The 11,661-nt window shown below is 76.2% G+C and carries 12 protein-coding genes; 7 read left to right on the top strand and 5 right to left on the bottom strand.

Annotated elements, in window-relative coordinates; translation table 11 throughout:
- The first annotated feature begins 176 nt into the window (after positions 1-176).
- From JIG38_RS00430 to JIG38_RS00420, 3 genes are read left to right on the top strand one after another with little or no spacing between them, the layout of a single operon-like run.
- The gene (locus JIG38_RS00430; RefSeq protein ID WP_199421535.1) at positions 177-950 is read left to right on the top strand and encodes a CoA transferase subunit A; all 774 of its coding nucleotides are present in this window, start codon (positions 177-179) and stop codon (positions 948-950) included.
- A 20-nt stretch (positions 951-970) separates the two neighbouring features.
- Positions 971-1,618 carry a CoA transferase subunit B gene (locus JIG38_RS00425; protein ID WP_199421870.1) on the top strand — a complete coding sequence of 216 codons (648 nt, stop codon included), beginning with the start codon at positions 971-973 and terminating at the stop codon, positions 1,616-1,618.
- Positions 1,615-2,799, top strand: a complete 1,185-nt coding sequence (locus JIG38_RS00420; protein WP_199421534.1) for an acetyl-CoA C-acetyltransferase — start codon at positions 1,615-1,617, stop codon at positions 2,797-2,799. Before JIG38_RS00425 ends, JIG38_RS00420 begins: the two co-directional genes overlap by 4 nt.
- A 122-nt stretch (positions 2,800-2,921) precedes the next feature.
- On the opposite strand, the gene JIG38_RS00415 is transcribed toward JIG38_RS00420, so the two are convergent.
- Together JIG38_RS00415 and JIG38_RS00410 are read right to left on the bottom strand one after the other, a co-directional pair.
- On the bottom strand, positions 2,922-4,208 hold the full coding sequence (locus tag JIG38_RS00415; RefSeq protein ID WP_199421533.1) for an MFS transporter: 1,287 nt from the start codon (positions 4,206-4,208) through the stop codon (positions 2,922-2,924).
- Positions 4,209-4,225: 17 nt separating this feature from the next.
- The gene (locus JIG38_RS00410; protein ID WP_199421532.1) at positions 4,226-4,609 is read right to left on the bottom strand and encodes a VOC family protein; all 384 of its coding nucleotides are present in this window, start codon (positions 4,607-4,609) and stop codon (positions 4,226-4,228) included.
- Positions 4,610-4,779: 170 nt separating this feature from the next.
- Here JIG38_RS00410 and JIG38_RS00405 point away from each other — a divergent pair, with 170 nt between their 5' ends.
- Positions 4,780-6,171 carry a dihydrolipoyl dehydrogenase family protein gene (locus JIG38_RS00405; RefSeq protein ID WP_199421531.1) on the top strand — a complete coding sequence of 464 codons (1,392 nt, stop codon included), beginning with the start codon at positions 4,780-4,782 and terminating at the stop codon, positions 6,169-6,171.
- A 16-nt stretch (positions 6,172-6,187) separates the two neighbouring features.
- Here the strand turns inward: JIG38_RS00405 and JIG38_RS00400 are convergent, their stop codons facing one another.
- On the bottom strand, positions 6,188-7,222 hold the full coding sequence (locus JIG38_RS00400; protein WP_199421530.1) for an ABC transporter ATP-binding protein: 1,035 nt from the start codon (positions 7,220-7,222) through the stop codon (positions 6,188-6,190).
- 2 nt (positions 7,223-7,224) lie between these two features.
- Between JIG38_RS00400 and JIG38_RS00395 the strand changes: the two genes are divergently transcribed.
- The 3 genes from JIG38_RS00395 to JIG38_RS00385 all read left to right on the top strand — a co-directional run bounded on the left by JIG38_RS00395 (position 7,225) and on the right by JIG38_RS00385 (position 9,858).
- Positions 7,225-7,911: an ABC transporter permease gene (locus tag JIG38_RS00395; RefSeq protein ID WP_199421529.1), complete on the top strand. Its 687-nt coding sequence runs from the start codon at positions 7,225-7,227 to the stop codon at positions 7,909-7,911.
- Positions 7,912-7,918: 7 nt separating this feature from the next.
- Entirely contained in the window at positions 7,919-8,614 is a 696-nt protein-coding gene (locus tag JIG38_RS00390) for an ABC transporter permease (protein WP_199421528.1), read from the top strand.
- 209 nt (positions 8,615-8,823) lie between these two features.
- The gene (locus tag JIG38_RS00385; RefSeq protein ID WP_199421527.1) at positions 8,824-9,858 is read left to right on the top strand and encodes a glycine betaine ABC transporter substrate-binding protein; all 1,035 of its coding nucleotides are present in this window, start codon (positions 8,824-8,826) and stop codon (positions 9,856-9,858) included.
- A 78-nt stretch (positions 9,859-9,936) separates the two neighbouring features.
- Here the strand turns inward: JIG38_RS00385 and JIG38_RS00380 are convergent, their stop codons facing one another.
- Together JIG38_RS00380 and JIG38_RS00375 are read right to left on the bottom strand one after the other, a co-directional pair.
- Positions 9,937-10,797: an NAD(P)H-hydrate dehydratase gene (locus tag JIG38_RS00380; RefSeq protein WP_307844389.1), complete on the bottom strand. Its 861-nt coding sequence runs from the start codon at positions 10,795-10,797 to the stop codon at positions 9,937-9,939.
- Positions 10,790-11,626: a histidine phosphatase family protein gene (locus tag JIG38_RS00375; RefSeq protein ID WP_199421526.1), complete on the bottom strand. Its 837-nt coding sequence runs from the start codon at positions 11,624-11,626 to the stop codon at positions 10,790-10,792. Before JIG38_RS00375 ends, JIG38_RS00380 begins: the two co-directional genes overlap by 8 nt.
- Positions 11,627-11,661: the final 35 nt, after the last annotated feature.

The following is an 11,661-nucleotide window of genomic DNA, read 5'->3' as shown; positions in this document are numbered from 1 at the left end:
GGTGACGCCGGGCGCCCGGTGTGCCCCGGACCATCGCCTGACCGGCGGACGGCGTGCTCGGCGCGGAGCCGCGGCCCGCGCGTCGGCGCACCGCCTCTCGCGCCGGGACCTCCCGCGCTGGTAGGACGGACGTCACGGGGGCTCACGAGGCGCCCGGTCCGACAGAGAGGTGGGACATGGACAAGGTGGTCCGGAGCGCCGAGGAGGCGGTCGCCGACATCCCCCCCGGGGCGACCCTCGCGGTCGGGGGGTTCGGCCTGTGCGGGATCCCGAGCGTGCTCATCGGCGCGCTGCTCGAGTCCGGGGTCGGTGATCTCGAGGTCGTGAGCAACAACTGCGGCGTCGACGACTGGGGGCTCGGGCTCCTGCTGGCGGCGCGCCGGGTGCGCCGGGTGATCGCGTCGTACGTGGGCGAGAACAAGGAGTTCGCGCGGCAGTTCCTCGCGGGCGAGCTCGAGGTGGAGCTCACGCCGCAGGGCACCCTCGCCGAGCGCCTGCGCGCGGGTGGCAGCGGCATCCCGGCCTTCTACACGGCGACGGGCGTGGGCACCCAGGTGGCCGAGGGCGGCCTGCCGTGGCGCTACGACGCCGAGGGCGGCGTCGCGGTCGCCTCGCCGCCCAAGCCCACCGAGCGTTTCACGGTGCGCGGCGTCGAGCGGGAGTTCGTGCGCGAGCAGGCCATCACGGCCGACTTCTCGCTCGTGCGGGCCTGGAAGGGCGACCGCGCGGGCAACCTCGTCTTCCGGTCCTCGGCGCGCAACTTCAACCCGCTGTGCGCCGCGGCCGGCCGGGTGTGCGTCGCCGAGGTCGAGCACCTCGTCGAGGTCGGCGAGATCGACCCGGACGCCGTGCACCTGCCCGGGATCTTCGTCGACCGCGTGGTCGCCCTGACGCCCGAGCAGGCCGCCGACAAGCGCATCGAGAAGCGCACCGTGCGGAGCGCGTCGTGAGCGCGCTGACGCGCGAGCAGATGGCCGCGCGCGCCGCGCTCGAGCTGCCCGACGGCAGCTACGTCAACCTGGGCATCGGCCTGCCCACGCTCGTGCCCAACCACCTGCCGCCGGGCGTCGAGCTCGTGCTCCAGTCGGAGAACGGCGTCCTCGGCGTCGGGCCCTACCCGGCCGACGGCGACGTCGACCCCGACCTCATCAACGCGGGCAAGGAGACGATCACCGTCGCGCCGGGCGCGAGCTACTTCGACTCCGCGACGAGCTTCGCGATGATCCGTGGCGGCAAGGTCGACGTCGCGGTGCTCGGCGCCATGCAGGTCTCGGCCGCGGGCGACATCGCCAACTGGATGATCCCGGGGAAGATGGTCAAGGGGATGGGCGGGGCGATGGACCTCGTCCACGGCGCGCGCCGGATCGTCGTGCTCATGGAGCACGTCGCCCGCGACGGGTCGCCCAAGATCCTGCCCGAGTGCACCCTCCCGCTCACGGGCCGCGGGGTCGTGGACCGGGTCGTCACCGACCTGGCCGTGATCGACGTGACGCCGCGGGGCCTCGTGCTGCGCGAGCGCGCGCCGGGCGTGGGCGTCGACGAGATCCGCGCGGCGACCGGCGTGCCGCTCCTGGTCGACGGCACCGACGCCGACGTCCCCGAGGCGGTGCTCGCATGAGCGCGCGCGAGGTCGTCGTCGTCGCATTCGCGCGCACGCCTATGGGGCGCCTCAACGGCGCGCTCGCGGCGGTGAGCGCTGCGGGTCTCGGCGCGGTGGCGATCCGCGGCGCGCTCGAGCGGGCCGGGATCGCGCCCGCGGACGTGGACCACGTGGTCATGGGCCAGGTGATCCAGGCGGGCGCCGGGCAGAACCCCGCGCGGCAGGCCGCGCGCGGCGCCGGCATCCCGTGGACCGTCCCGGCGGTGACGGTCAACAAGGTGTGCCTCAGCGGGCTGACCGCCGTCGTCGACGCCGCGCGGACGATCCGCCTCGGCGAGGCCGACGTCGTCGTCGCGGGCGGCCAGGAGTCGATGAGCCAGGCGCCGCACCTGCTGCCCGGCTCGCGGCGCGGCTGGACGTACGGCGACGTCAGCGCGGTCGACTCGCTCGCCCACGACGGGCTCACCGACGCGTTCGACCACGAGTCCATGGGCGCGTCCACCGAGCGTGGGAACGCGCTCCACCGGATCGGCCGGCAGGCGCAGGACGAGGTCGCCGCGGCGAGCCACCGACGCGCCGCGGCCGCGGTCGAGCAGGGCGTCTTCGCGGCCGAGATCGAGCCGGTCGAGGTCCCGCAGCGCCGGGGCGACCCGGTCCGGGTGTCCGAGGACGAGGGCATCCGCCCGGGGACCACGGTCGAGTCGCTCGCGGCGCTGAGGCCCGCGTTCGCGGCCGACGGCACCATCACCGCGGGCAACGCGTCGCCGCTCACCGACGGCGCCGCGGCGCTCGTCGTGGCCGCGCGCGACGTCGTGGAGGCGCGCGGGCTGCCGTGGCTCGCGGTCGTCGGAGCCGCGGGCCAGGTGGCCGGGCCGGACACGTCCCTGCACTCCCAGCCGTCGGCGGCGGTCACCGCCGCGCTCGCGCGGGCCGGCTGGGACGTCGGCTCGCTCGACCTGCTCGAGATCAACGAGGCCTTCGGCTCCGTGGTGGTCCAGTCGCTCGCCGACCTGGGCTACCCGCTCGAGCGGACCAACGTGCACGGCGGGGCCATCGCGCTCGGGCACCCCATCGGCGCGTCGGGCGCGCGCCTCGCGGGGCACGCCGCGACCGAGCTCGCGCGGCGCGGCTCGGGCCGGGCGGCCGTGGCCCTGTGCGGCGGCGGCGGCCAGGGGGAGGCGCTCCTGCTCTCCCGCTGACCGGCGCCCCCACGCGGGCCGGCGGGACGTGCGGCGCGTGGGGCTCGAGGGACCGGTGGGGCCGGTCGGGGCCCTCGCGGAGTGCTGAGCAGCCCCCAGCGTCACGCGCGCCGCACGGGCGGTCAGGCCTCCGCCGCGGGGGCGGGCTCTGCGGCGTCGGTCCTCACGTCCGCGGCGCCCGCGCCCCGCCGGCTGAGCCGCAGCAGGGGCAGGGCCAGCAGCTCGACGCCCGCGCCGATGACGTACGACGTGCCGTACCCCCACACGTCCGCCGACCGGCCGAGCGCCGGCTGGACCGCCGCGGCGCCCACGCCCGCGACCATCGAGTCGGCCGACAGCAGCGTGGCGCGCTGGCTGGACGGGACCAGGTCGTTGAGGAACGCCTGGCGGATGGGGAAGATCGCGGCCTGCGCGATCCCCATGAGCACGAGCAGCAGGAGGGCGACGGCGAACGACCGCGTGAGCCCTAGGACCGCGAGGACCAGGGCGCTCACCGCGGTGCCGAGCACGATCGCCGTCGTGCGCCGCCGCACGACGGCGCGCACCCGCGGCGCCGCGAGACCGCCGACGAGCTGCGACCCGGCCACGACCGCCGCCGCGATGCCGGCGACGCCGTAGGCGCCGCCCTCGCCGTAGAGCTCGAGCAGGAACGGCTGCATCGCGTAGAAGGCGTAGAACCCGACGCCCGACGTGAAGGCCCCGGCCGCCATGAGCCACCGCACCGGCGGGTGTCGGCGGCCGTAGTCGAACGAGGTCGTGGCGACGTCCCGCGCGACCTCGCGCGCGGGGCGACCGCGGTCCGGCGTGAAGCCCAGCTCCCTCATGAGCACCGCGGCGACGACGAACATCAGGACGAGCGTCGCGACGCGGAGGACGTAGGGCACGCCCAGGTCGGTGGCCTGCGCGACGACACCGCCCAGCACGGACCCGACGAGCATCGCCGCGCCCGACACCACCTGGGCCCGGCCGAACACCGCCTCGAGGCTGCCGGCGTGCCGCGCGTGCTTGAGGGCGTCGACGACCCACGCCTCGAGCGCGCCGGAGAAGAACGTGAACCCGAGACCGAGGAGCGCCGAGGACACCGCCCACTGCCAGAACGGCGCCTGCCACACCCACAGCGCGTAGTAGAGCGCGGTCGTCGCGGCGAGGACGACGGTCCCCGCGAGGTACGAGAACCGCCGCCCCCGCGTGTCCGCGACGACACCGGTCGGGATCTCGAAGACGACCATGCCCACGCTGAAGAACGCGTTGGCCGCGAACGCCTCGAGGTTCGTCAGACCCGCGTCGAGCAGGAAGAGCGTGTTGATGCCCCAGATGTACGACGCCGCGAGCGTGTTGCCGAGCACCAGCACGAGGTACACGCGCTCGACGCGCCGTGCGAGGCCCTCGTCCGGTGGCGCGGCCGGCACGGTGCCCGGGTCCTGGCTCAGCTGCCGTCGGTCCCGACGTTGATGATGTTCCCGAAGGGGTCCTCGAACCAGACCGACCGCATCCCGTCCATGTCGGCGACGCCGTCGTGGAAGACGACCTCGGGCATGTCGTAGGTCTCGAACCGCACGCCCCGGGACCGCAGGTCCGCCACCTCCCGGTCGAACACGTCCGACGGCACGATGAACGAGATCGCCGTCGCCCGGTTCGTGCCCGCGTAGCTCGACTGGTAGACGAAGATCGGCACACCACCGGCGGTGTAGGTGAGCGCCCCTGGGAACGGCTCCTCGGCCGTGAAGCCGAGCGTCCCCTCGTAGAACTCCTTGGCGCGGTCCATGTCGGTCACGGCGAGCACGGGCATGGGGGCGTGGTCGGAGAGCATGGCTCCTCCTGGCGCGGACCAGACGACCATCGGCTGGTCGGCCCTTCGACCCTAGGACCGGCCCTGGGCGCGGTCAACGCACCCTCGCCCCGGCCGGGAGCGCTGGCTAGCCTCGCTGCAGACGCCTGCGGTCCCCGGCCGGGGTCCTGCGTCCGGCCGAGGGAGCGGGCATGGAGGAGCACGACGTCGTCGTCATCGGGATGGGACCGGGCGGGGAGGAGGTGGCCGGTCGCCTCGCGGAGGCAGGGCTCGACGTGCTGGGCGTCGAGGCCGAGCTCGTCGGCGGCGAGTGCCCGTACTGGGCCTGCGTGCCGACCAAGATGATGGTGCGCGCGGGGGAGACGCTCGCCGAGGCCGGGCGCGTCGGCGCGCTCGCCGGGTCCGTCGAGGGGGTCCGGGCCGACTGGGCGCCCGTCGCGCGCCGGATCCGCGACGAGGCGACCGACGACTGGGACGACACCGTCGCCGTCGACCGGTTCACGGGCAAGGGCGGCAGGCTCGTCCGCGGGCGCGGACGGCTCGTCGAGCGCGACGTCGTCGAGGTGGTCGGGCCGCACGGGACCAGCCGCCACCGGGCGCGGCGCGGGGTCGTCGTCGCGAGCGGCTCGGCCCCGGCGGTGCCCGACCTCGACGGGCTCGGCACCGTGCCGTACTGGACCAACCGCGGGGCCGTCGAGGCCGCGACGCTGCCCGCGTCGCTCGTGGTGCTCGGCGGCGGCCCGGTCGGGTGCGAGCTCGCCCAGGTCTTCGCCCGGTTCGGCGTCGAGGTGACGCTCGTCGAGTCGTCCGAGCGGCCGCTCTCGATGGAGGAGCCGGAGTCCGGCGACCTCGTGCGGCGCGTGCTGGAGGCGGACGGCATCCGGGTGCTGACGCGGGCGCGCGCGACGCGCGTCGAGCCCGACGGCGACGGCGTGCGCGTGACGGTCGACGTCCGGGGGCCGGACCGGCCCGAGGGCGGTGTCGTGCACGCCGAGCGGCTGCTCGTCGCTACCGGGCGCCGCGTGGACCTCGCGGCGGTCGGCCTCGACGTCGTCGGACAGGACGCGTCCGCGCGTGCGGCGACGGTCGACGAGCGCTGCCGGGTCGCCGACGGCGTCTGGGCCGTGGGCGACGTCACGGGCCGGGGCGCGTTCACGCACGTCGCCATGTACCAGGCGGGCGTCGTCGTGCGCGACGTCCTCGGCCAGGACGGGCCGCCGGCGTCGTACCACGCGCTGCCGCGCGTGACGTTCACCGAGCCCGAGGTCGGCGCCGTCGGGCTGACCGAGCGCCAGGCGCGCGAGCGGCTCGCGGACGTCCGCACCGCCCAGGTCGACATCGCCTCGACGACGCGTGGCTGGATCCACCACACGGGCAACGAGGGCTTCCTCAAGCTCGTCGTCGACGGCGAGCGGGACGTGCTCGTGGGCGCGACGGCGGCGGGGCCGTCGGGCGGCGAGGTGCTGGGCGCGCTCGCGGTCGCCGTGCACGCGGGGGTGCCCGTCGCGACCCTGCGCTCGATGATCTACGCGTACCCGACCTTCCACCGGGGGATCGAGGCCGCGCTCGCCGAGCTCGGCTGACCCCCGGCCCCGCGGCTCAGGCGACCGGGTCCGCGGGGTAGTCGATGCTGAGGACGCGGTGCCGGCTGAGCGCGCCGAGCGTGCGCTCGCCGTCGGTCACGCGCGCGACGTCGGCGTTGGTCCGCAGCAGGACCGCGAGGGCGTCGTAGAGCGACGTGCCGAGCGCGACCGAGGGCACTCCGGTGACGCCGTCGAGCGTCGCCGCGGGCTGCAGCAGGTCGGGCGTCACGGGCGTCGCGGCGAGCCGGCGGATCGCACGGTCCTCGCCGACGAACTCGCGCACGAACGGCGACGCCGGCGCGCCGAGCACCTCGCGCGGCGGCGCGGACTGCTCGAGGTTCCCGCCCTGGGACAGGACGGCGACCCGGTCGCCGAGGCGGATCGCCTCGTCGAGGTCGTGCGTGACGAGCACGATCGTCTTGCGCACGTCGGCCTGGAGGCGCAGGAACTCGTCCTGGAGCCGGGCGCGCGCGATGGGGTCGACCGCGGAGAAGGGCTCGTCCATGAGGAGCATCACCGGGTCCGCGGCCAGGGCGCGCGCGACGCCCACGCGCTGGCGCTGGCCGCCCGAGAGCTGGTGCGGGTAGCGGCGCGCGAAGACGCCGGGGTCGAGCCCGACGAGCTCGAGCAGCTCCGCGCTGCGCTCGCGCACGCGCCGCGCGGGCCAGCCGAGCAGGCGCGGGACGGTGCCGACGTTGGTCTCGATGGTCTGGTGCGGGAAGAGGCCGACGTTCTGGATGACGTAGCCGATGCGACGCCGCAGCTCGACCGGGTCGCCCGCGGTGACGTCCTCCCCGCCGAGGAGGATGCGCCCGCTCGTGGGCTCCACGAGCCGGTTGATCATGCGCAGGACCGTCGACTTACCGCAGCCCGAGGGGCCGATGAGCACCATGAGCTCGCCCGCCGCGACCTCCAGGCCGAGGTCCCGCACCGCCACGGTCCCGTCCGGGTACTCCTTGCGCAGGTGCTCGAGCACCAGGGGCGCGGCGTCACCCGGTCCGGGCGCCGTGGCCCGGGCGGCGGGGGCCGGGGCCTGCGGGGTAGCGTCCACGCATGTCCTCCCGATCGGTGGTCGCCGCGGACCCGGGCAACCCGTGGTTCTCGGCGCGGTACCTCCAGGACAACACGGAGACGATCCTCGCCGCGCTGCGGGAGCACGCGCTGCTGACCACGCAGGCCGTGGTCCTCGCGACGGCGATCGCGGTGCCGCTGGCCGTGGCAGCGTACTGGTTCCGCCGCCTCGGCGGCCCGCTGCTCGCCGTCTCGGGCGTCCTGTACACCGTGCCCTCGCTCGCGCTCTTCGCGTTCGTCGCGCCCGTGCTGGGCACCGGCACGCGGACCGTGCTGCTGGGCCTGGTGGTGTACGCGCTCCTGCTCATCCTCCGCAACAGCCTCGCCGGGCTGCAGCAGGTCCCGCCCGACGTGCTCGACGCCGCCCGCGGCATGGGCTACGGCCGCCTCGCCACCCTGCTCAGGGTCGAGCTGCCGCTCGCGCTCCCCGGGATCATGACGGGCCTGCGCCTCGCGACGGTCTCGACGGTCGCGCTCACGACGATCGGCGTCCTCGTCGGCCACGGGGGGCTGGGCCAGCTGATCCTCGGCGGCTTCCGGAACAACTTCTACCGGGCCGAGATCCTCACGGGCACGGTGCTGTGCGTCGCGCTCGCCCTCCTGCTCGACCTCGTGCTCGCAGCCCTGGGCCGCGCGCTCACGCCCTGGACGCGCCGGGCGGCGGGGTGAGGCGCCGGTGAACGCCCTCGAGCAGGCGGTGACGTGGCTCAACGACCCCCTGAACTGGACCAACCCCGGCGGCGTGCTCGACCGGCTCGGCGAGCACGTCGCGATCTCGGGTGCGGCGGTGCTCCTCGCGTGCCTCGTCGCCTGGCCGCTCGGCCTGTGGCTGGGCCACACCGGACGCGGGGCGGCCGTCGCCGTCGTCCTGTCGAACCTCACCCTCGCGGTCCCGGTCATCGCGATGCTCACGCTGCTGCCCCTCACCTTCCTCGGCTTCGGCCGTGCGCCCGTCGTCATCGCGCTCACCGTGTTCGCGATCCCCCCGCTGCTCGCGAACGCGCAGACGGGCGTCGCGCAGGCGGACGCCGAGGCGCGCGACGCGGCGCGCGGCATGGGCCTGTCGGGCGCGCAGGTGCTGCGCCGGGTCGAGGTCCCGCTCGCGGTGCCGTACCTCGCGACCGGCCTGCGGACCGCCGCGGTCCAGGTCGTCGCGACGGCCGCGCTCGCGTCCTTCGTCAACGGGGGCGGCCTCGGCCAGATCATCAGCGCGGGGTTCGGGCTCGGCATGGCCGTGGGCGGGGGCCAGATCCTGGCCGGGGGTCTGCTCGTGACGCTCCTGGCGCTGCTCGTCGAGGGCGTGCTGGCGGTCGTGGAGCGTGCCGTCACGCCGCGCGGGATCCGGCGCGAGCGAGCGGCGCGGCCCGCCTGAGGCCAGGCCCCTGCGGCCGCGCGGGCGGCCCGGACGGCGTCCGGTCGGTCCGGGTTGGTGACGATTCGCTCACGATGTCGGCGCGTGCCGGGGTCTCGGGTTGCGGAGCCGGGCCCGCGCGTGTTCGGCTCGGTGCCGCGAGTGGCCACGGGTCGCTCGCCGGACACGCGGCCGCCACGAGGGCGCGCCGGGACACGGAAGGCGACACCATGCGCATCCCCGCTCGGACCAGCACGGCCCGCACCAGCCCGGCGCGCGCCGCCGCGATCGCCACGCTGGCGCTGACGCTCGCCGGCGCGCTCACCGCGTGCGGCGAGGCCGGGTCGTCCGGCACCGAGGAGGCTCCGACGGCCGAGGCCGGCGCGGAGGGCTGCGCGCCCGTCGCGGGCGAGCAGCTGGTCGTGCTCGAGGACGACAAGCAGCTCCAGAACACCGACAACGTCATCCCCGCGGTCAACGCCGCCGCGGCGACCCCCGAGCTGCTCGCGGCACTCGACGCGGTCTCGGCCGCCCTCGACACCCCGAAGCTCATCGAGCTCAACCGCGCGGTCGACGTCGACCGGCAGACGCCCGCCGTCGCCGCGCAGGCGTTCGCGGACGCCGAGGGCCTCACCGAGGGGCTGACCGCGACCCAGAGCGGCCCGCTGACGATCGGCGCCGCGAACTTCAGCGAGAACCAGACGCTCGGCGAGCTGTACCGCATCGTGCTCACGGCCGTCGGGTACGAGGCGACCGTCCAGCAGATCGGCAACCGGGAGCTGTACGGGCCGGCGCTGCAGAGCGGCGAGATCCAGGTCGTGCCCGAGTACGCCGCGACGATGGCGGACTACCTGCACGGCGTGGTCGAGGGCGGCGAGGGAGAGCCGGCGTCGTCGTCGGACCTCGACGAGACCGTCGCGAACCTCACCGCGCTGGGCGAGCAGGTCGGCGTCGTCTTCGGGACGCCGTCGCAGGCGCAGGACCAGAACGCCTTCGCGGTGACGCAGGAGTTCGCGGACACCTACGACGTCGCCACGCTCTCGGACCTCGCCGAGAAGTGCTCGGGCGCGGCGACCGTCCTCGGCGGCCCGCCGGAGTGCCCCGAGCGCGACAAGTGCCAGCTCGGCCTGGAGGAGGTCTACGACTTCCGCGCGGGTGAGTTCAGCTCGCTCGACGCGGGTGGCCCGCAGACCAAGGCGGCCCTCACCAGCGGTGAGATCAGCGTGGGCCTCGTCTTCTCCTCGGACGCGTCGCTCGCCGGCTGACCCGCGCCACGGGCTCGACCCGCGTCGCGGACAGGCCCCGCCGGCATCCCGGCGGGGCCTGTCGCCGTCGGGGCGACGTCAGGCCTGGAGCTCGGTGAGCACCGCGGGGAGCTCGTCGAGCAGCTCGCGCGCGAGGTAGCCCTGCGCCGCGACGCGCGCGGCGAGCCGGTCGCCCGCGGCGCCGTGGAGGTGGGTGCCCCAGCACGCGGCCTGCGCCGGCGTGGCGCCCCGGGCCAGGACGCCGCCGACCGCGCCGACGAGCACGTCCCCGCTGCCCGAGGTCGCGAGCCCGCCGCTCCCGGTCGAGGCCTCCCAGTGCCCGCCGTCGGGGTCGGCGACCGCCCCGCGGCACGTCACGACGGCGTCGTACTCCGCGGCGATCCGCACGGCCATCGCGGCGGGGTCGTCCTCGTCGTCGAGCCCGAGCAGGCGCGCGCCCTCGGACGTGTTCGGCGTGAGGACGAGCCGCCCGCCGAGGGGCCGGACGACCTCGCGGACGTCGCGCAGGACGCCGAGCGCGAACGCGTCGAGCACGACGGCGGTCCCGCTGCCGACGCGGGGGAGGAGCGCCTCGAGCAGCGCGGCCGTCGCGGCCGCGGCCGACAGCCCCGGACCGACGACGAGCACCCGCGCGCGCTCGAGCTCGGCGTCGAGCCCTTCGACGCCCGCGCCGTCGAGCTCGCCGTCCGCGGTCTCGGGCAGACCGACGGCACCGGCCTCGGGCGTGGCGACCGCGACCGCGGTGGCGACCGCCTCGGCGACCCCGAGCGTGAGGCGCCCCGCGCCGACGCGCAGCGCGGCCAGGCCCGCGAGCATCGCCGCGCCGGGCGTCGCGCGCGCCCCGCCGACGACGAGCACCGAGCCCCGGGCGTCCTTGGAGCCCGCGTCCTCAGGCAGCGGCCACCCGCGCAGCAGCGCCGGCGTGATCACGTCAGCCACGGGTCTCACCAGCCCGGACGTCGCCGTCCCGACCCACGGGTGCCGTCCCCGGCCCCCGGCCGTCGGGCCCGCCCGGCACCGTCGGTGCCGTCGGGACCGCGGTGCCCTCGGGCGAGCCGCCGTGCACGGTGGCGGGCACGCCCTGCTCCTCGAGGTGGTCGGCCCGGTCGAAGCGGCGCAGCGCCCAGGACCCGTCGGGCTCGCGCGCCAGCTCGGTGACCGAGGTGTTCCGGACGCTCCGGACGCGGCCGATCTCGAGCACCTCCGCCTCGGTGAGCTCCTCGAGCACGTAGCGCATCACCATGATCGGCGCGTCGTGGCACACGACCATGACGGTCGGGCCGACGTCGAGCCGCAGGAGGTCGCCGAGGAGGGAGCGCAGCCGCAGGGCGACGTCGGCCCACGACTCGCCGCCCGGCGGCCGGTAGTAGAACTTGCCGAGCCAGCGCCGGCGGGCGGCCTCGGACGGCAGGCGCGCCTCGACCCCCCGGTTCGTGAGCGTGTCGAGCACCCCGAGCTCGCGGTCCCGCAGCCGCTCGTCGAGCCGCACGCGCAGGTCGAGCCCCGCGGCGCCGAGGGCCAGCTGCGCGGTCTGGTGGGCGCGGACGTAGGGCGACGCCCAGACGGCGTCGGGCCGCTCCTGCGCCGGCAGCGTGCCGAGCCACCGTCCCAGCGCCTGGGCCTGGGCGGCGCCGAGCGGGGACAGGGCGACGTCGGCGTCGCGTGCCGGCACGTCGATCACCTCGGCCCCCGCGGCGTGGGCCGCGGCGGCGGCCGCGTTGCCGAGGCTCTCACCGTGGCGGACGAGCAGCAGCGTGGAGGGCGTCATGCCCCGACGGTAGGGGCGGCCTCGCCCGGGCGCAG

Origin of the sequence: Actinotalea solisilvae, from assembly GCF_016464425.1 — a bacterium.
Classification (GTDB): Bacteria; Actinomycetota; Actinomycetes; order Actinomycetales; family Cellulomonadaceae; genus Actinotalea; species Actinotalea solisilvae.
This window is presented reverse-complemented; position numbering and strand designations above follow the sequence as displayed.